The following is a 20,434-nucleotide window of genomic DNA, read 5'->3' on the forward strand; positions in this document are numbered from 1 at the left end:
ATGTTATCAAAAACGATTGAAGCCGCCCTTAATAAACAAATTAGAATTGAAGCTGAATCTTCTCAAGCGTATTTAGCTATGGCCATTTGGGCTGAAGTGAAAGGTTTAGAAGGCATTTCTAATTTTATGTACGACCAATCTGATGAAGAACGCACGCACATGCTTAAGTTAGTCAAGTTTGTTAACGAGCGTGGCGGACATGCCCATGTATCAGAATTAAATGCGCCTAACGTTACTTTTGAATCTTATAAATCCATGTTTGAAACCTTATTAGAGCATGAAATTTTCGTTTCTGAAAGCATCAACGATTTGGTTCATATTGCGCTACAAGAAAAGGATTATGCTACACATAACTTTTTACAATGGTACGTTGCAGAACAGATTGAAGAAGAAGCAACGGCCAGAACCATCTTAGATAAGGTGAAAATGATTGGTGATGATAAAGGTGGTTTATACCTCTTTGATAGAGACATACAACAACTCACGGTAAGTTCGGCCGCAGAAACCCCTGAGGCTTAAAATGTTAAATTCTATTTAGATTAAATATAAATAGTTATTTTTGCCCTCGAAATTATAGAGCGCCTCTGAAAAAGGAACGTTAATTATGGGTAAAAAAAAGAAAAACAAGAAGCTTAAAAAAGAACGTCTTAAAATTCTTGAAGCCTCCGGATTAGACCACAGCAGTAAAGTAAAATCTAAATGCTGTAAGAAATTTAAAAAATCTGAAAACAAGCGTTGTAAAAAATGTCCTTGTTTTGATTTGCTCAAAAAAGTCGCTTAAATTACAAAGCCCAAAGTCTAAGTTTAGCTTCTACTTTGGGCTTTTTTATGGCTAGTCCTTTCTGAATCTACAAACCTAAACCACACTTAAAACCCTAATCTACAACTTATTAAAACCCACAAATCTCTAGAATTTAAAAATTTTATTGTACTTTTAATTGTTCTTCACGTAAGACATTAACCAATCATTTATGTTCTTGTGTGAAACGTAAAAGCCCTCCCCTAGCAAAACTACCAAAGCTGGTCAAGCCTTGTTTAGGCTACAAGTCCTTAGAACAAGAGCGACAAAGGCTTCAACAAGGTTCTAAGCAACAATCATTGACGACCATGATTACTCCTTATGTTTATTAAAAGGGTACTGAGGTTCCCTTAGTTAAAGCACGTTCAACCTTTTTAAATAACACGCATTATGAACCGAAATGACTTTATTAAATCCACAGCGCTTAGCATAGGAGCTTTGGCTACATTGCCAATCCTCTCCGCACAAGAAAAGCCAGCAAACCAAAGCAGCACGACCGCTTCCCCCTTACAAAAACAAACACCAAAAATTGTTAAACACAAAGAAGGCCTTAAGTTGAATGTTTTAGGCGACCAACAGAACATTAAGTTAACCGCCAAAGACACCAACGGTCAATACACCTTAATAGAGCAGTATAACGATCCAGGAATTGGTATCCCTGCCCATGTACATGACAACGAAGACGAAGTCTTTCAGGTTTTAGAAGGTGAAGTTGCCATGAGTATTGGAGAAAAAACTAGCACCTTAACCGCGGGCGATCTTATATTTTGTCCTCGAGGCATCCCCCACTCTTGGAAGGTTATAGGTGATCAAAAAGCAAAAGCCATCTTAAGCATATTTCCTGCAGGTCTAGAACAGATGTTTATGGCCTTAGCAGAATTACCGCCCGGACCTCCTAATATGGAACTGGTTAGCAAAATTTGTGCACAACACGGTGTTAATTTTGTGTAAGTTCTGCGAGTGCAAAAAGGATATCTTGCTTAGGGTTCAACCCTTATAAAACCTCATAAAAATGCCTTGTTGTCATTATTATTTTTTAAATTAGAATCTTTAGATGAGAAGATAGACGTCTTATTTAAACCCTATCGACTGCTTTAAAAAGAAGCACCTCATCTCAAGTCGTCTCGATGGCAATCGTCATCAATGCCATCAAAACATAATAAAAACATCGATAAAATTATGACCAACAATTTTACATTACACAACGGCATTAGTATCCCCTCTATTGGTTTTGGGACTTGGAAAACTCCCGATGGGGAAACGGCTATTCAATCCATAAAAAAAGCTGTAGACACCGGTTATCGTCATATTGATGCGGCCGCCATTTACGATAATGAAGTGGGCGTCGGAGACGGTATTAAAGCTTCTGGTATTGACCGTAAAGACCTTTTTGTGACCAGTAAATTGTGGAATTCAGAACGCGGATACGACAGCACGATAAAGGCTTTTGAAAAGACCTTAAAAGATCTTCAACTCGATTATTTAGACCTTTATTTAATTCATTGGCCCGCTGCTGCTCATCAATTTGACAATTGGAAAGCCCTTAATGCTGAAACATGGAAGGCCATGGAAAAGCTCTACAAGGACGGAAAAATAAAAGCCATAGGCTTAAGCAATTTTATGCCACATCATTTAGAAGCTTTGCTTGAAGAGACCACGATAAAACCCATGGTTAACCAAATTGAATACCATCCTGGTTTTATACAAGAAGAATGTGTAAATTTTTGCAAGACTAATGACATTCAGGTAGAAGGCTGGAGCCCTTTAGGACGAGGTGAAGTCTTAGACCACCCCCTATTAAAAGAAATTGCAGAAGCTCACAACAAATCAGAAGCTCAAATCTGTATCCGTTGGGCCTTACAAAATGGTGTGGTCCCCCTACCTAAATCTGTAACACCACACCGCATTAAAGCCAATTTTGAGGTTTTTGACTTTGAAATTTCAGATTCTGAAATGAAAGCTATTAATGCCTTAGACAGCATTGGAGCTTCAGGTTTAGATCCAGACAGCATAGAATTTTAACACTTATACTCCAACGTAAAACAATTTTTAATGCGCCCGTTACTCAGCCTATGACCAAAAGCAAAACATTTTACAGTAAAATATCTTATGGATTACTCGCTATCCTATTTTTAGTGTTTTATGGGTCTATAATCCCCATATTTTTAACCGATGGTATTAGCATAAATATCATTAGTCTATTTGTTATGGTTAGCTTGGTCTATGGGTTTATTGTTTATCTATTTTTTAATACCACTTACACTATAACGCCTCAGTACCTTATTATAAAATGTGGGTTTATCCGTTATAAACCTATTCCTATAAAAAACATCACCTCTATTGCTAAATCTTCAAATGTTATAAGTTCACCTGCAGCATCTTTTGATCGTATAGAAATTAGATATGGTAAGTTTGATGAGATCATTTTATCCCCTAAAAACAAATCAGAATTTGCCGCCTATTTAAAGCAATTAAATCCGAAGATTGAAAATCGCATAGAGAATTAAAAAAACCTCTAAAATATTTCATTATTAGCTTTTTAAGGTAAGAAAAATCACAATATTGAGGTAAAAATGACCTTAAAAATGGGCTTTTTGGGGAGTTCATCCTAAAAAAAGGTTCCTTTACGGTCATATTGGTTTAATTAAGAATTATTTTATAATTTCGTAAATACAATAGCATCCCCTACCCAAAATGCTAATCCATTAAAAACCCCTATATGAAAACAAATTTAATTAATGTCAGAAAAGAAGTAGAAAGCTACGCAAGCCAATCGAAACTCACCGAATTAGAAGTTGTTGAAAAACTAAAAGACTATTATTTCAACAAAAAAGTCAACGAGAACTTAACCTTATATAAAAAGGGAAAGAAAAAAGTCAGTGAAATTAATAGAGATTTAAAAATTTCATCACGACGCTTTTATGCCATCTTAGACAAGAAAAATATCAGCTACACAAAATACAATAAGTCAAAAAACAAAGAGCAAGTAGAATAAGCCTTACCTTTAGCAGCTCTATGAAACGCATGCTAAGTTATATTTACCCGGTTACAAAAACAATTACTTCTGCTTACAGTGGTGATTTAGAAATTACTTGGTATAATGGCAAAAAACATCTGAATTCTAAAAATGCCAATTATAGTTACGGCTCTTTACAGCGCATTTTAAAAATTGGACTTCAAAAACTAAATCTTTCAGATGTGCACTCTGTACTTATTCTAGGTATGGGAGGCGGCAGCGTGATAAAAACTTTAAGAGACGATTTTAACTACCTTAACCCTATTGAGGCCGTAGAAATTGACCCTGTTATTGTAGAGATTGCTAAACATGAATTTGGTATTACCGAAAACAAAAATCTTAAAATACATTGTGCGGATGCTTTTGAATTTATAACAGCGAATTCAAAAGCATTCGACTTAATTATTGTGGATCTTTATATTGATTTGTCGGTTCCCGATACGTTTTTAAGTGAAACGTTTTGGACACAGGTTCTGGCCTCCAAATCGTCTAAAGGTTGTATTCTTTTTAACGCTTCCGTACAAGCTAAAAATGCCTCTAAAATTGACGACTTGGTCCAGTTTCTCAAAACGAAAGTTTACCAAGTTCAGGTTTATAAAAAAGTAAACAACACCAATACCCTTATCATTGCCAATGGTTTATAAGCATTTTATTAGTATATTGTAAACACTTAATTTTACATTATGCGAAGAAAATGTCCGGAATGTGGTGATGTTATTGTCGGCAGAATTGATAAAAAATACTGCAGCGACGGCTGTAGAAATTCGCAAAACAACCGTCTCAACAAAGACTCTAAAAATCTTATTAGGAATACCAATAATCGCTTAAGAAAAAACTACAGAATCCTAGAGGCCCTAAATCCTAACAAAAAGATGAAATGCTCTAGAGCCAAACTTATAGAAAAAGGCTTCGATTTTAATTATTTTACAAGCTTGTATACCACTAAGGCAGGCACCATCTATTATTTTGTCTACGACCAAGGTTACCTTCCTTTAGAGGGCGACTATTATGCCTTAGTAAAACGCGACGATTAGGAACTCTTCTTAATACTATTATTCCAGTTTTCACCTTTAAGTTGCAAGGCCGCAATTAAAATATCTTTTTGACTAATTTGCCCAACGAGTTTTCCATTTTCAACAATAGGGAAACGACGACGTTTTGATTGTAAAAACTTATTAGCGGCATCAAAAACATCCATATTACCGTCAATGGTTTCTACATCTACAATCATACGCTTAGCCACCGTATCATGTTCTAAAGGCATATTATAATAACGGCTATCACTCAATTGTTTTAAGCAATCCCCTTCAGAAATAATACCGATTAACTCTTGGCGTTCATTGACCACTGGCCCCCCAGAAATTTTGTGTTGTATTAAAGATTCTACGACGTCTTGTACGGATTGCTCCGGCCTAAACGTAATTAAATTGGTAGACATATAGTCCCTTACGCGTAACGTACTGATCTCGTTAACCTGCTGCTGTTTCCGAGCTCCTTGAAAGCTTTTGATTCCCATAATAGTGTTGTTTAAATTGTTAGAGATAAACTTAAAGTTACTGAAAATTAATGACTTATAAAAATGGAATTTTCAAGCCAGAAATATTAACTACCTTTAAAACTATTAATGAACAGATCAATATTGAAAACTCAAATTAGCATTATGGGCTGCGGTTGGCTAGGCCTTCCTTTAGCCACAACCTTGGTAGACCTCGGATGTACCGTTAAAGGCTCTACCACCTCTGATAAAAAATTAGCACAGCTTAGAGCACAAAATATTACGCCTTACCTCGTAGAGCTCACGCCTAAGACCATAAGTGCCTCTTATCCCGACTTTTTAACAGGAAGTGATACCCTCATTATTAATATCCCTCCAGGATTAAGAAAAAACCCGCATAAAAATCATGTGGCTGAGATTGAACTTTTAATTCCTGAACTTGAGAAAAAAGGCCTCAATCATGTGCTATTTATAAGCTCTACAAGTGTCTTTGAAGATGAGACCACATGCCCTGTTATTACAGAACACACCACTCCTAACGCACAAAGCCAAAGTGGCAAACAACTTGGAGCTGTAGAACAGTTACTTCTGAAAAACAAAAATTTTAAAACTAGTATTCTACGCTGTGGCGGTCTTGTTGATGAGCAACGGCACCCTGGACAATTCCTATCCGGAAAAACCAACCTAACAAACCCTGAAGCTCCTATTAATTTAGTCCATAAAACCGATGTTATTGGAATTATTACCGCTATAATTAAACAGGGACTTTGGGGAGAAACCTTTCATGCTGTTTATCCTAAGCACCCTACAAAAGCAGCCTACTATACGGCATATTGTAAAGCCCATAAACTTCCACTTCCTAGCTTTAAAACCGATCAAAACAGTAAAGGAAAACAGGTTGAAAGTACAGAAACCCGTAAAGCATTAAACTATACCTTTCTGGTAGAACCCTAGAAATTAATAGATTTTTAAGACCAATTCCTATTAATTTTTATAGATTTAACCCATTATTTTTAATACATCTAAGAACAACAAACTTAAAACAAATGAAGACCATTACAATAAGCCTGCTTATGCTATTTTCTTTAAGTGCATTTGCTCAGAGCAACACCGAGTTAAAAAAACATTTTGAAGCCTACTACAAGCAAATGAAAGCCCAAGGCGATAAGCAAGGCGTTATAAATGCTATGACTCATCTTGACGTCATTGAACCTTCTGTAGCCCGTAAGGATACCCTAGCCTATATTTACCTTTCTGAAGGGCAATACATGCAAGCTTTAAACACCATTGGTGTAGATAAAAATGAGAGCGATTCTGATATGAATGTGGAAGTTAAAGCCGTAGCTCTAAAAAATCTAAACCAACCAAAGATGGCTTTAGAGCATTTTGAAGTGCTTTATAAAAGAAACCCTAATGTGTATTTAGCTTATGAAATCGCTGATATGAACATTCAGACCGGTGATTTAGCTGGCGCTAAAGAAAAATTAAATTACGCGCTATCAAACGTAAAAGACGATATGAAGCGTGCGTTTTACGAAACCCAAAAGCCTTATGAAACGTCTATGAAAGCCGCCATATTTTACCTTAAAGGGCTTTTAACGTTTAACGAAAACAAAACTGCGAATATCGATGCGGCTTTAAAGCTTATGAACGACGCTTTAGCTATTGACCCTAATTTTAATTTAGCAAAAATTAGTAGAGAAGCTTTAGAGGCTCAGAAAGCACAACAAGCCGCAGCACAAAGCAAAAACTAAGACCACAAGTCTTATCAGCTATAAAAAAAGGCAGCTCAATGAGCTGCCTTTTTTTATGGTTATATCATGATCGGATGGGTAAATCCACACATGCATCCTGATGTAAAACCCTTCAGATGAAAGGCTATTACTCAGGCAAAATTTTATTGTAGGTTTCGCGTTCAAGTTTCTTATTCATCATGTCATTCAGATTAGAAAAAGCTATAAACAGACCTTTTATACTCTCTAAACGCGTGCTATTTTTAATATTATCTAAAGTAAGATTTTCATTGAGCTGTAAAAGCTCGGTTTCAATCACGGCAATACGCGATTCTATAGGATTGGTTTCAAACGTCTCTGGTAATTTATTTTTAAACTCTAAAATAAACTTTTTAAGCACCGCTTTATCTCCATTAAAAAAGGAGAAATCGCCTCTTTTAAGGAAATCGAGCTGACGCCCTAATTCATGGTATTCTCCCCAAGAAGCAATGGCACGATCGGCTTCCGGACTTAAAGCAAAATCTCTATACTTTAAAGACTCAATCATTTTAGCTGTAATTTTTTTTGAAGTCGTTTCTACCGCGACCTCTTGCACCACAGTCTCGTTTTTTGCGTCTTCATCACAACTAGAAAGCCCAATAAAACTCAAAAACAATAGGATATATCTCAATTTCATAAGTCGTTTTTAATTTTACGGTAAATATACTAAACAATCTATTTTTAATAACAAACCCTAGGCACAATCCCACGTTAAGGAATTCTCAAATAAAAGCGTTTATTTTCTTATAAATTTAATATTGCAGCCTTTTTATTCTTATTACTTTTGCAAAAATTTAAATAGCACAAATGTCTTCAAAAATACTCATCATTGGTGCCTGTGGGCAAATAGGAACAGAGCTAACGGCTAAACTAAGAGAACTCCACGGAGTTGATAATGTTATAGCAAGTGATATTAACACAAGAAACCTAGATCTGGTTAACGCGGGGCCTTTTGTTATTTTAGATGCTAAAAATTTTAATGCCATTAAAGATTGCTGCATTAATCATAACATCGATACGGTGTATTTAATGGCAGCTTTATTAAGTGGAACCGGCGAAAAATACCCGATGGAAGCCTGGGATCTAAACATGAACTCTTTATTTCATGTTTTAAACTTAGCAAAAAACAAGTTTATTAAAAAGATCTTTTGGCCAAGTAGTATTGCGGTTTTTGGACCAACAACACCTAGAGAAAATACACCACAACACACCATTTGCGAACCAACAACCGTTTACGGAATTACCAAACAAGTCGGTGAACGTTGGTGTGAATACTACCATGATAAGTACGATGTGGATGTAAGAAGTATTCGTTATCCCGGCATTATAAGTCATAAAGCTATGCCAGGTGGTGGAACTACAGATTACGCCGTTGAAATTTATCATGAAGCCATAAAGCAGGGGACTTACGAAAGTTTTTTATCTGAAAACACAAAGCTTCCTATGATGTTTATGGATGATGCTATTAAAGCAACAACCGATATTATGCAGGCTCCGGCAAACGCGCTTAGCATTAGATCATCTTACAATTTAGCCGCCATTAGTTTTACCCCAGATGATATTGCTGAGAGTATTAAAGCTGAAATGCCTGAGTTTACCATGACCTATAAGCCCGATTTTAGACAAGCTATTGCAGACAGTTGGCCGTCATCTATAGATGATACCGTAGCTCGAAAAGATTGGAATTGGTCGCATAATTTTGATCTTAAAAAGATGACTTCGGAAATGCTTACTCAATTAAAGAAAAAATATAAGCCTTAACATTTCTATAGTATTACATCGTTTAATGCTTATATTGATGCATATATTGTAATTCAATGTTTTCAACCATTACAAAAAAAGAATATAGTATTCCCATTCTATCATTCTTTGTGCTCAATCTTATTATTCTATCTATATGGAGTATAGCGATTAATACCCAAAAATCAGACTTAGAAGCACAAGTAGAAACCCTTGGAGAACTTTTAACCAATAAATTCCATACCATTGTAAATTCGGACATTGAGCGCTTAGAAAACCTCAAAGACCGCCTCCAAACTACAGATGGTTACTATTTTAAATATTGGGAACATGATGCTGAAACCCTCTTAAAACAAAACAAGTCGTTTAAGTTTATAGAATGGATTGACAGTTTAATGATCATTAGAAAAATTAACCCCTTAAAAGGTAATGAGGCCGTAATAGGTTTAGACATTTCTACTATTGAATACCGAAAAGACGAGTGGAATAAACACCGTTTAGATAGCACCACCAATATTACACAATGGGCAAAGCTTACGCAAGGGGGGAATTCGTTTTTAGTGGATGTGCCGGTTTATTTTAATAATCGTTTTCAAGGCACCATTACTGCCGGCATGGATTTTAAAATAAACTTAGACGCCTATACCAGTAATTTAAAGGACTTCGCTATTGAAATAAAAGACAATAAAGGCGTCGTTTTTTACACTTATAATGAGATTTTAAAAAACAGGGCTAATTTAGACTTTCATTATTTTAACACCTTTACCATAGACCAACGCGATAATGAACAGTGGTCGATGACCATAACACCAGTGTCGCCTAATTTTCTTATGGATAAGAGCGCATCATTACTGAATATGCTCTACTTTGGCTTGGTCCTTTCCGCCTTAATGAGTCTATTAATCTTCTTCTATTTAAAAGCCAAAAAAGAAGCTTTACGAACCCGTATCAGTTATAAAAAATTAAAACGCGCCAATAAAAAACTAAATAAAGAACGTAATAAGGCCGAAAAGGCTTCCAAGGCAAAGACGGAGTTTTTATCGAATATGAGTCATGAAATACGCACGCCTTTAAATGCCATATTAGGGTTTATTCAATTGCTACAAGATTCAGATAACGAAGCCAGTAATAAGACCTTTTTAGATCTTATGGACAAATCGTCTAAAAATCTACTCGCCTTAGTCGATGATGTTTTAGATATTGATAAAATTGAATCGCGAGAAACGAGTCTCAACCTCGTTACCTTTAAGCCGTCTACTGAAATAAAAGCCATTGTAAGTCAATACACCTCTATCTATAACGAAAAGGACCTCTATCTCAAGCTAAACATTATACAAAGCCACGACGCCACAGTAATTGGCGATGAAGGGAAATACAACCAGGTTTTAATAAACCTTATTAAAAACGCCTTAAAATTCACCGTAGCCGGGGGTGTAACCGTCAGCTATGAGGAACATATCCAAAACGAAAATCTACAAGTAAAGTTAACCATAAACGACAGTGGTATTGGGATTCCTAAGGATAATTTAACGCGGATATTTGAACGCTTTACGCAAATAGATTACGGCTTAAAGAAAAAACATTCAGGAAGTGGACTTGGACTCTTTATTAGCAAGAGCCTTGTTGAACTTATGGGCGGTAAAATTAGTGTAGAGAGTAAACTTCAAGTTGGAAGTCGGTTTACGGTAGACATTCCATTTACGCTTTCAAAAGAATTAAAAACTGAAGACCTCGAATCCCAACTGGCAACCCTAAACTTAAAAGCCCTTAATGTTCTTATTGTTGATGATAATAAAATTAACATTCTCGTACTGACTAAAATTTTAGAACAGTTGGGTATTACACCAGATACGGCAGAAGATGGAAAACAAGCTCTAGAAGGGGTTGCAAATAACAATTACCAATTGGTCTTAATGGATATTCATATGCCAAATATAAATGGTTACGAGGCCACTAAAATCATCCGAAAAACCAATAAAGATATTGTCATATTTGGCCTCTCGGCTAATGTGACCAAAGAGGCCATTAAACGCTCTGCAGATGTTGGAATGAATGATTACCTCACCAAACCCCTATATAAAGACAAGCTGAAAAAATTACTTATTGATTATTTTTCTTAAATCCAGCAAATAGCAAGCCCTTACAACCGATACCTTCTTAAAGCCTATTGTACACTTTCAATGAGCAACCTTGTGCCAAGCCGCTATATTTAGATAAGCTGCTCTTGTTGGCCTCTCGCTACATAAGATTAAACCACAATTTTTCAAATTCTTATCCCTATAGCAACGCTATCCCTACGCTATGGATACTGTATACTTAGTGTATGCTTAGAGAAAGCCGAAAAAGTATCTATAGCGTACCGTTTACGTTAAAAATAAAATCCTGTAAGTCTACAAAAGTATCGCAATAGAACCTTTTTCTTTTGAAACCAAAATCCCAAAAAAATTTAATTAAATAGAGTAGGATTAATTTTCAGAATTCATTATCTTATAGGAGTATTAGTACAACGCTCAAATTGAATTAACCTTAAACCTAATTATATGACTACACTTACTATTGGAAAAATTTTAAAAACCTACAAAAACCACCTTACAGACTATGAATTAAAACAATTAAAAAAGATTCAAACCAAACAAACAAGCTTTTCAGAACAAGTACAGGCTTTAAAGTCAGCCTTATTTGGAGAAGAGTGGGATTTTATGATGCGTGAAATTTCTGATGACGGCAACCCCATGTCAGCTGCCTATACAGACCGCGTTAATAAAAAAAGAGCCGCTTTTGGCGTTGGCCCTATTAATGACGCTGGTTTTCCAACCGACGACAGCTCTCAGCTGTTCTGTGAAGAAGTGGTAAGACACTCCAAAAACTATAAAGAACTGCTAGAGCTTAAAAGAAGGAAAGCCAAACAAATTGTATTTGTGGATATGGATAACGTTTTGGTGAATTTTCAATCAGGAATTGATAGAATTTCAGAAGAAGAAAAAGAGCAGTATAAAAATGATTTAGACAATGTACCTGGGATCTTTTCTCTAATGGACCCGTACGAAGGCGCTATTGAAGGCTACCAATGGCTGGCTAAAAACTTTGATACCTACATCTTATCTACAGCACCTTGGAAAAACCCTTCCGCATGGACCGATAAACTCTTATGGGTACAAAAATACCTCCCAGAAGTGGCCGAAAAAAGACTCATATTATCCCATAACAAACATTTAGCGCATGGAGACTTCCTTATCGATGACCGTACCGCAAATGGCGCTGGAGATTTTAAAGGCAAACATATTCACTTTTGCGCCGAAGACAAGGGATTTAAGGATTGGAAAGCTGTAGTGTCCTATTTAAAAAATCTAGCTTAAGCCTTAAGCAACACAATTAAACAGAACAACAATGCAGGCCATCTATTATCATGTAAACCTTGCCTGCTAAAAACCATATTAAAGCGCCTATGACGCTACATCAACTTATAAAAACCAATGCATGGCCACAGGTCTCGGTAAAACTCTTAGACTTATACCCAGAAAGTAAAGCAAATCTTCTCGATTACAAGTTAGTGTATGAAAAATTAGAGAAGATGAAACCCCAACAGTCCAATTTTACTCTCATTATCTCTAAAGAAATTGATGACGACGAGGAATTTATAGACGTTTCGGGACTTCATAACCAACCTAAAACAGAAGAAGAGAAATACCCCCAAGCTTTAGAATTTTGTCCTTGGAGCGATTGGCTTGGTATGGCTGTGTCTAAAGATAGTCTCAATACCTACTCGGAACTAGATATTATTGCTTCTTGCCTTTATGAAATGACCTTTATAAGCTTTTTAGAAGCAGATATAGAACAAGCCAACAACACAATGAAATCGGCAGGAAATACAGATGAAGTAAAAGAATTTGTCACTTTGGAGGAGGTTTTAAATGTTTTAAATGAAAAATAACTGCTTAAATCTAATTCTATAAATGAAAAACGAAAACACAACAAATAAAATTATGAACGAAAAATTTAAAGATTTATCCGTAGATAAAGACACTCAAATTATTTTAAGCTTTGAAACTAAAGTAGACCATTATGATGTCGTTTACCAAAAGTGGTATTGGAGCGGGATTTATGCGGAGAGTATTATTTTCTGTAATGAAGATGTAACTCCGTTAAGTGAAGAAGAAATTAAAAAAGAAGTTGCTGAAAATACAGCCTTGCTAAAAGACGACTCACAAATGACAATAAAAAGAGGAGATAAATACACCTTTGTAAATTTTAATTTCATTACGGAATAAAAAAACATCTCCTAAAAGGCTAGAAAACCTTCACTCGCTTCACTATTAATGTTATCAAACAATTTTATAGCCTTAAAAGAACATGCACTAAGCTATGATAGGTTAACGATAGCATTGACCTTAGCGGGAAGCTATCCTGATACAGAAAAAACGGATAAAGCAATTTTAAGTCCATAGCCTGTGTAGGCTATTACCTAGCGTATAAATACGCACGGCAAACTGACTTTTACATAAAAGCAACTGAGGTATATAAACACAAAAAAGCCTCTACATTTCTGTAAAGGCTTTTGATTTAAATAAGCTCCTCTTCTTAGGCTCGAACTAACAGATTTAACTAGCTAACAATATGCCACTTAAGACTATTATTTATTTTTGGGTGTCTTATTTTAAGCCTTATCTTCTTATTTTTTTGATTAATGGCTGCATTGCTAATTCAAATTTTGGTAGATAAGTGACTAGGAATTGATTCATCTTAGACCAATCTTCTTTATCAAATAAATTAACATCATCTAATTGAAATTTTATTCTGCTCATTTTATTTTCAGGAAGTTCTTCCCAGACTAGTATATCTTCAAATCTAGATTCAATGGCTTCTTTTTGATTATATAATTGCTTAAAATATTTCTTGTTGTTTTCCTTACTAGATGAACCTATTGCTAATTCAATTCTTGCATATTTACTTGTAATAACAAAATTATAATTTAAACCACTAATACCTGCACCAGCACTCAACCAATGGTCTTTTGAAGGATTGACTTTTGAAAATAAATCGGTCTTTTCTATTTGAGGTAATAGCTGTTTCCAAAACTCTTTACGCACAAAAAATCGATTTTGAGAATTCTTCTTCTCTGAGTCTTGATATTTCACAGCCAACTCATCTTCGAGTTCAAATAAACTTAATAATCTTTTAAGACTACTAAACTTAGAATTACTATCTAAATTAGATTCAACAAAGTATCCATTATTCAATTCTTGCGCGAATCTAAAGTCATTAGGATCTCGAGTAATCTTAAATGTATCCTTCGCCTCTAATAACAGTTGTGGATTTTTCTCATATAATTTTTCAATGACGTAAATATACATTTGAGAAATATATTCTTCTTCTATTCTAGTATTTTCAAAAATGAAATATTCTAACTTCTTATGGGTTGGTGACTCTGCATTAAAAATATTTTGTTCATCGCCACTTTCATCAACAAGAACCTCAATATCTGGGTATTCCCATATTTTTAAGAATCTTTCATAGATTAAATCAAAACGCTGATTATAATTGTTAATATTCCAATTGTCAATTGTTCTAAGGTAATCATTAAGCCATAAACGACTATAACTATAACCTTGTTCAGAACCCTGATTATTCATTTTCTTCTTATCTAAAAAGGACTTATTTCCTAGCGCACCATTATTGCCTGATAAGGTTAAATTAGCTATTGTATTTACATACTTTTCTTTGAATTGAAAATAATCGTCAGGTGTTATATCTCTACTCCACGCTTCATTTGGGTTTTGAGGAAAAATATGTTCAATTGTAATTTTATCATTTGATGTATCTACATATTCTCTGTTATTAAAATTCTCTAATAACTCAAACATGTAATTTCTATTCTTAGACTGTATATTATACAAATCTTTATCCTTTAACGCTGTCTTTAAATCTTCATCAGTTGGAAATTTAGCACTACCACGTTTCTTTATTAAAGCTAAGGCAATAGAATCATAATAATCTTCAGTATCAACTTCGGAATATAATGTCATAAAGATTTTGTTTAAAGCATTAGTTGCTAACCCTACAACAAATCTTCTCCATACATAAGATTGAATTAGTTTTAATATTTTAATTAAGTCTTCATAACTCACTAATCCATTCTCTGCATCTTCAAATACTTGAAGTAGAAAAGGAAATGCTACATTAATCTCTAAACGAGAAATATAGTTTAACTCAGTTCTCAGTTTTATATCGTGAATACTTGATGGGTTGATAAACTTTTTATAGTGGACAGATAATGATTTTATATTTTCTAACTCTTGATGGTATTCTTCATCTTTTACCGAATACCTCTTCTTAAATTCTAAATAAACTTTATTTTTATTTGGTATTTTTTTATTCCGTAGAGTTAAATAATCTCTTATATAATCTGACACCAGTGATTTCTGTTTAATTACATCTCTAGCATTTTCCTCAATAGGACTCCAGATTTGTTGAAAAATTTTGTTTTGACTTTTAGGGTCTAAATCCATTAGAATATAATTTCTAATTAAGTCAGATTGTGATAAATCTAGTCCTGTTGAATTTAAGCTTTCAAATATTCTTTGAGGATCATCTTTACCTCGTTCTAATGATACCTCAACAAATATTAATCGTTTAAGTCCGTTTAAAATAATATTGAAATTTTCACTGGTAATAATACTTTTAAAGTAATTGAAATTCTCAATAACATTAGAGTAATGATTAAATTCATTCTCTGTATTATTCATTATAGCTTTAAATGCTAACGAATTAGTATCTGTTTGCTTTAATTTTAGTTTGCTATCCTCTTGCTGAACGTATTGATTAACTAAAAACATATTATGCAACATATCTGCTTCTTGTTGCATACCATTATCTTTTGCAAAACGATATAACGCCACATATAAAATATTGATAGTCGTTAACCTTTGTTGACCATCTATAATAACTAATTCTTTAACCTCACTTGTGCTGTAAGCACCTTCGTGTATAAAGACAATACTACCAATAAAATGCGTACCTCTATCTGCTGTTTCTACCGCTATTATATCGTTTAATAGTTCTTTACATTCATTATTTGCCCAATCATAATTACGTTGATATACAGGTATTACAAATTGTACATTAGGTGATTGAAGAAAATTGATTATTGGTAATTCGTTTGCTTTCATATTTAATCTTTAAAGAAATCTTCATTTGATTCCATGTAATAACTCAATCTAGAATTATTGTTCGTTATTTCTTCTTCCCACATTTCTCTAATTATCGGTTTACTATACCAAAAATCCATTCCATTTTTCCAACTCTTCCATACAGTTGGACTAATTCTATTTTTTTTATACCAATAATATTCTTCTGCACAAAGATTGAAATAATCATATATTTTATCTTTTTCTCTAAAAGACAAATCCTCTATTGTTTTATCAGAATTGGTAATATTATAGAGGCATTCATTTAATGCTGTATACCTTAAATTAAAGTCACGAAACAATTCTTTAAAAAATCTATCATTTTCCATTTGAGTTTTGCTTAGTCCAAAATAAAAAGTAGCAATAATCCCAATTAAACCAAGCAGTAATTTTTCATCATATGAGTTATATAGATATGTAATAATAACTATTGATGACCCAATTAAACATGTAAATAGTATATAATATATTTTAAGAATTCTTTTCATTTTTTTAATTTGTATAGTATTACTACCTCATAAAGCTAGCATGAAATACCATTTAACATTTTATCTCTCTTTCTCACTTAAGCTCCTATAAACAAGTATTTTATATTAATTTCTTATCTAAAACATATGCAACTAGTGCTGATAAATACTTTTATATTTCTATAAATAAATTATCACCTTAATCAATATATAATTTCTTACCTTTTAATATAACTTTCTTGGTATAACCAGATATTTCTGAAAAGTCGATTTCTCTTTTAATAAATTGCGATTTTATTGCAGATAAGTAACTTGATTTAGCAACACCTGAACCAGGATTACCAACCTGACTATTAAATGATTCTACAACTTCTTTATCTGATTTTAAATCAAAGCTTAAACTATACTTCTCAAAAAGTTCTTGAGATAGGTTTTTGTTATTTTTCATAATCTGTATTTACTCACTGTATTTTCATTATTTCAAGAATTTTCAACGATTTTGATTTCATCTTCAGTTAAGCCATACAACTCATAAACCATTTGGTCGATTTCTTTATCTGTTTGGTTAATTTGGGCTTGTAAGGCCTGTGCTTTTTGTTTGTTCTCTTCAAAGAGGTCTAACCACTCAAACTCGTCTTTTTTGGTTAGTGTAGGTACTATTTCAACAGGTGTACATTCTTTTAAATCACCTTCTTTCTCACCCAAATCTATTAAAGCGGCTTTTTCTCGTAATTTGTTATTTGCTTTTATGGCTTTGTTGAGCTCTTTTATAAAGTCTCCAAATTCTAACTCGTCCCAGTTTTGTAGTTTTTTGGATAGTTTAATTAAACTATATTTTGATAATAAATATTTACTTATTTTTTCTAGATTACTTATTAAAGTAGCTGAATTAAAAATTTGCAAGTCTACTTTTTTAATAAATTCTAATTGATTTTTTATTGAAGAAATAATTATTGGTATTTCATTGACATAATCAATTTTCACTTGAGCAAAAACTCTTCCTGTTTCTGGATTTAATTTTTGATATTGTCTATTTAATAATTTAGAATTTAGAAGAGCTAGTGCATATTTTAAATCTAACTTTTCATTTTTTTTATAAATAACAAACAAGGAATCTATTGTGTAATACTGATTATTATCATATGCAAGAATTAATTTATCAGAAGTTTGTCTCATTAATAATTTTTCAGGTTTAAGAAAAATACTTTCATCTCTAGACCTTAACAACTCTTCTTTGGAATAATTTATATAATTATTATTCCAACTTAAAGTATACCTATTAATATCCCTACCTTGAAGCACTTTTTTCGAATTATTAAAAATGGGTGACGAACACAAGTGTTTTTTATTACTTCCTGTACATACTCCTATTTTGATTTGAAGAACATCTTTTAAAGGTTTTGCTTTTTTAGATTTAACAAGTTTATTAACCTTAATAAATACATCATCAATATGAAGGTTAAAAGAAAACTTTGGTGTTTCAAAATATGAGGTTTGTCTTATTCTTTTAGGTTCTTTTAACTTTAATACCACATCTTGCCCAAATCCTGTTTCTATTTCATTATTTAAATTATTGTCATTTTCAAATATTAAAATTAAAGCTGGCACTGTTGCATCATCAAAAACTCCATCACCAATTTCGATTAGCTGATTAATTTTGAAGTTATCTAAAAGTAATTTTCTTAAATCCGTATAATAATCTATCAAACAAAGTGAGTCTGGTATTATCAAACCTGTAAAACCAAATTCTCTAATTAAACCAGTGCATTTTTCTACAAATAAAGAAAATAAATTTAAACGTCCATATGCTGTTTTATATGTATCCTGAAGGTAGTCAAATTCTTTATTTGCAAAAGAGCTTAAGACAACATAAGGCGGATTCCCAATAACAACATCAAAACCACCTTTTTCAAATACTTTAGGAAACTGTTCTTGCCAATTAAAGGCTTTATCTCCTGCAACAGCTTTACTATCTATTAAAGAGTTTCCGCATTTAATATTAGAACTTAAATCGTTTAATTTACGTCTGGGTTGTGCGGTGCGTAACCAAAGGGATAGCTTTGCAATTTCTACAGATTCTTCATTAAGGTCTACACCATAAATATTGTTTTCTAGTATGGTATTTTCAATATCTGGGAATTGTAAACCTCCACCTAACACTTTGGTCTTTAACTCATCTATATAGGTGTGTTCTTCAATTAAAAAGTTTAAGGCTTGGTTAAGGAATGCGCCAGAGCCACAAGCAGGGTCACAAATGGTGAGTTGTAGTAGCCAATCTCTATAATTGTCTAAGATGGTTACTAATTTAGCTATTGTTGCTTTGTTTCTATTTTTACGTCCTTTAAAATATTCTTCTTCTTTAAAGCCTAGTTCGGTTTTCTTTTCGTCACAAAGTTTACCAATGGTATTTTCTACTATGTATTTGGTAATGTATTTTGGGGTGTAGAATACTCCGTCTTTTTTACGTTTGGATTTTTGTTTATCAAAATCGCCACCTTCAATTTCGGCATTAACGCTTTCAATTTCGTTTAGAGAGTTTTCAAAAATGTGTCCTAATATGTTAACATCTACTTGGCTTTCAAAATCGTAGGCTGCTAATTTACTGGTGTGTTTGTATAGTAAATCACTATCTATGTCTAAACTATCTAGTGTTTTATCTTCTTTAAATAAACCACCGTTATAGGCGTATATTTCGGCTCTTTTAGCTGTTCCTGCTCTTCCTTGGTCTAAGAAGTTAAAGTATTGTTTAAAGAGTATGTAAAGCGGTCTGTCGTCTCCAAAATCTACATCTGCTTTCCATTTATCTAATATTTGTTGTGTGCTGTTAGGTGGTAGTAAACCTCTATCTTCTGCAAAGAAAATAAAGAGGTAACGGTCTATTAGTTTCTGTGATTTTTTAAAGAGTGTAAGCTTAACGTTTTTTTCTAGACGTTGAAGTTCTAATTGTTCTTCTTGAGACCTCTCGACTGCGCTCGAGGTGACACTAGATGCTTGTGCTTTTAATGATTTAGCATTTCGTTTTACTAAGTCTCTATATAATTCACGTTTAAATACAGAATAGTCTTTATAGAATTGTTTGGTGATTTGTTCTTCTACAACTACAGAGGCTTCTTTTATTTTTAAGGGAACATTATTAATGATGTTATCCTTTTGAAGGCATAGGTATAGTAATGCAAAACGTTCTGGTGAAAGCTCAAAGAGGTTAAATTCTTCAAACTCGGTAGCATCGTTTATATAGAAACGTAGTTTTTCGAAGTTTGATGTTATCACATATACACAACCTTTTTGATTGGCTTTATAATCGAAGGCTTGTTTACGTATACTTTCTAAGTCTTTAGTATTAGTTCCTTTTAATTCAATAACACCAATAGCAACATCATTATGTAATATGGCTCCATCTGCTTTACGTGCATTGGTTTGATTTTTATATTCTGCTACTAAATTAAAGTCTGCATTGGGTTTTAATGTGTAACCTAAAATATTTACAAATAACTCAGTAAGGAATATACCTTGATATTCTTCTTCTTTAGAGCTACGGATGTTGTCTTGTATGGTTGGATTTAAGAAGTACTTCGTATATTTTTTATAAGCTTTATTGACTAGGTCTTTATCTTGTAAGGTGATGTGTTGTTTTAATACTGAAACTTGGTACAATGCCATTATTAAACTATTGATTATTTAAGATTTAAAAGTAAGAATATAAATTGTTTTTATAATGTGGTTTACCGTATTTACTTAAAAAATCAAACCAGTGTTACTGCCGTCAAAGAACCAAACCGAAAGACTAACACCATGAATATTACAAAATACACAATAAAGTTAACAAAGTTTAAAAGCTGAAGATTATCTATAGCCAATGTGTAGTTACTAAAAGGATTCTACACTAGTACAACCCAAGATTAGCTATGATTGCCTTAAACATAAGCCTAACCAAAACTTATATAAACACAAAAAAGCCTCT

General features: G+C 33.3%; 21 protein-coding genes. 15 read left to right on the plus strand and 6 right to left on the minus strand.

Annotation, left to right across the window (positions count from 1 at the left end; all coding sequences use genetic code 11):
* From ACFQ13_RS13170 to ACFQ13_RS13205, 8 genes are all read left to right on the plus strand, one after another.
* A complete protein-coding gene (locus tag ACFQ13_RS13170) occupies nucleotides 1-519 on the plus strand; it encodes a ferritin (protein ID WP_386118078.1) in 519 nt (172 codons plus the stop codon).
* Between the two features lie 85 nt (nucleotides 520-604).
* Nucleotides 605-781 carry a hypothetical protein gene (locus ACFQ13_RS13175; protein ID WP_181858341.1) on the plus strand — a complete coding sequence of 59 codons (177 nt, stop codon included), beginning with the start codon at nucleotides 605-607 and terminating at the stop codon, nucleotides 779-781.
* Nucleotides 782-1,189: 408 nt separating this feature from the next.
* The gene (locus ACFQ13_RS13180; RefSeq protein ID WP_386118080.1) at nucleotides 1,190-1,750 is read left to right on the plus strand and encodes a cupin domain-containing protein; all 561 of its coding nucleotides are present in this window, start codon (nucleotides 1,190-1,192) and stop codon (nucleotides 1,748-1,750) included.
* A 228-nt stretch (nucleotides 1,751-1,978) separates the two neighbouring features.
* Nucleotides 1,979-2,821, plus strand: coding sequence for an aldo/keto reductase (locus tag ACFQ13_RS13185; protein ID WP_386118082.1), 843 nt, complete (start codon nucleotides 1,979-1,981; stop codon nucleotides 2,819-2,821).
* Nucleotides 2,822-2,871: 50 nt separating this feature from the next.
* Entirely contained in the window at nucleotides 2,872-3,306 is a 435-nt protein-coding gene (locus ACFQ13_RS13190) for a PH domain-containing protein (RefSeq protein WP_386118084.1), read from the plus strand.
* Nucleotides 3,307-3,518: 212 nt separating this feature from the next.
* A complete protein-coding gene (locus ACFQ13_RS13195; RefSeq protein ID WP_114307963.1) occupies nucleotides 3,519-3,794 on the plus strand; it encodes a hypothetical protein in 276 nt (91 codons plus the stop codon).
* A gap of 20 nt (nucleotides 3,795-3,814) precedes the next feature.
* Nucleotides 3,815-4,459: a spermidine synthase gene (locus ACFQ13_RS13200; protein ID WP_386118087.1), complete on the plus strand. Its 645-nt coding sequence runs from the start codon at nucleotides 3,815-3,817 to the stop codon at nucleotides 4,457-4,459.
* A gap of 39 nt (nucleotides 4,460-4,498) precedes the next feature.
* Entirely contained in the window at nucleotides 4,499-4,849 is a 351-nt protein-coding gene (locus tag ACFQ13_RS13205; protein ID WP_114307965.1) for a hypothetical protein, read from the plus strand.
* On the opposite strand, the gene ACFQ13_RS13210 is transcribed toward ACFQ13_RS13205, so the two are convergent.
* On the minus strand, nucleotides 4,846-5,331 hold the full coding sequence (locus tag ACFQ13_RS13210; RefSeq protein WP_386118089.1) for a CBS domain-containing protein: 486 nt from the start codon (nucleotides 5,329-5,331) through the stop codon (nucleotides 4,846-4,848). The two genes, ACFQ13_RS13205 and ACFQ13_RS13210, sit on opposite strands and share 4 nt — an antisense overlap.
* A gap of 108 nt (nucleotides 5,332-5,439) precedes the next feature.
* Here ACFQ13_RS13210 and ACFQ13_RS13215 point away from each other — a divergent pair, with 108 nt between their 5' ends.
* Nucleotides 5,440-6,264, plus strand: coding sequence for a hypothetical protein (locus ACFQ13_RS13215; RefSeq protein ID WP_386118091.1), 825 nt, complete (start codon nucleotides 5,440-5,442; stop codon nucleotides 6,262-6,264).
* Nucleotides 6,265-6,356: 92 nt separating this feature from the next.
* A complete protein-coding gene (locus ACFQ13_RS13220) occupies nucleotides 6,357-7,064 on the plus strand; it encodes a hypothetical protein (RefSeq protein WP_386118093.1) in 708 nt (235 codons plus the stop codon).
* A gap of 127 nt (nucleotides 7,065-7,191) precedes the next feature.
* Here the strand turns inward: ACFQ13_RS13220 and ACFQ13_RS13225 are convergent, their stop codons facing one another.
* Nucleotides 7,192-7,719 carry a hypothetical protein gene (locus ACFQ13_RS13225; RefSeq protein WP_386118095.1) on the minus strand — a complete coding sequence of 176 codons (528 nt, stop codon included), beginning with the start codon at nucleotides 7,717-7,719 and terminating at the stop codon, nucleotides 7,192-7,194.
* Nucleotides 7,720-7,889: 170 nt separating this feature from the next.
* On the opposite strand from ACFQ13_RS13225, the gene ACFQ13_RS13230 reads away from it, so the two are divergent.
* The 5 genes from ACFQ13_RS13230 (at nucleotide 7,890) to ACFQ13_RS13250 (ending at nucleotide 13,090) form a co-directional block, all read left to right on the plus strand.
* Nucleotides 7,890-8,843, plus strand: a complete 954-nt coding sequence (locus ACFQ13_RS13230) for an NAD-dependent epimerase/dehydratase family protein (protein WP_386118098.1) — start codon at nucleotides 7,890-7,892, stop codon at nucleotides 8,841-8,843.
* Between the two features lie 56 nt (nucleotides 8,844-8,899).
* A complete protein-coding gene (locus ACFQ13_RS13235) occupies nucleotides 8,900-10,942 on the plus strand; it encodes a response regulator (protein ID WP_386118101.1) in 2,043 nt (680 codons plus the stop codon).
* A gap of 420 nt (nucleotides 10,943-11,362) precedes the next feature.
* Complete coding sequence (locus tag ACFQ13_RS13240; RefSeq protein ID WP_386118104.1) at nucleotides 11,363-12,178, plus strand: 5' nucleotidase, NT5C type; 816 nt, start codon at nucleotides 11,363-11,365, stop codon at nucleotides 12,176-12,178.
* An 89-nt stretch (nucleotides 12,179-12,267) separates the two neighbouring features.
* On the plus strand, nucleotides 12,268-12,753 hold the full coding sequence (locus ACFQ13_RS13245; RefSeq protein ID WP_386118106.1) for a DUF6557 family protein: 486 nt from the start codon (nucleotides 12,268-12,270) through the stop codon (nucleotides 12,751-12,753).
* Nucleotides 12,754-12,775: 22 nt separating this feature from the next.
* On the plus strand, nucleotides 12,776-13,090 hold the full coding sequence (locus tag ACFQ13_RS13250; RefSeq protein ID WP_386118109.1) for a hypothetical protein: 315 nt from the start codon (nucleotides 12,776-12,778) through the stop codon (nucleotides 13,088-13,090).
* Nucleotides 13,091-13,483: 393 nt separating this feature from the next.
* On the opposite strand, the gene ACFQ13_RS13255 is transcribed toward ACFQ13_RS13250, so the two are convergent.
* The 4 genes from ACFQ13_RS13255 to ACFQ13_RS13270 form a co-directional block, all read right to left on the minus strand.
* Entirely contained in the window at nucleotides 13,484-15,988 is a 2,505-nt protein-coding gene (locus ACFQ13_RS13255) for a DUF4268 domain-containing protein (protein ID WP_386118112.1), read from the minus strand.
* Nucleotides 15,989-15,990: 2 nt separating this feature from the next.
* Nucleotides 15,991-16,494, minus strand: a complete 504-nt coding sequence (locus tag ACFQ13_RS13260) for a hypothetical protein (RefSeq protein WP_386118115.1) — start codon at nucleotides 16,492-16,494, stop codon at nucleotides 15,991-15,993.
* 178 nt (nucleotides 16,495-16,672) lie between these two features.
* Nucleotides 16,673-16,921 carry a hypothetical protein gene (locus ACFQ13_RS13265; protein ID WP_386118117.1) on the minus strand — a complete coding sequence of 83 codons (249 nt, stop codon included), beginning with the start codon at nucleotides 16,919-16,921 and terminating at the stop codon, nucleotides 16,673-16,675.
* A 32-nt stretch (nucleotides 16,922-16,953) separates the two neighbouring features.
* Entirely contained in the window at nucleotides 16,954-20,133 is a 3,180-nt protein-coding gene (locus tag ACFQ13_RS13270) for an Eco57I restriction-modification methylase domain-containing protein (RefSeq protein ID WP_386118120.1), read from the minus strand.
* Between the last annotated feature and the right edge of the window lie 301 nt (nucleotides 20,134-20,434).

Origin of the sequence: Winogradskyella rapida (assembly GCF_042675845.1) — a bacterium.
Taxonomy (GTDB): domain Bacteria; phylum Bacteroidota; class Bacteroidia; order Flavobacteriales; family Flavobacteriaceae; genus Winogradskyella; species Winogradskyella rapida.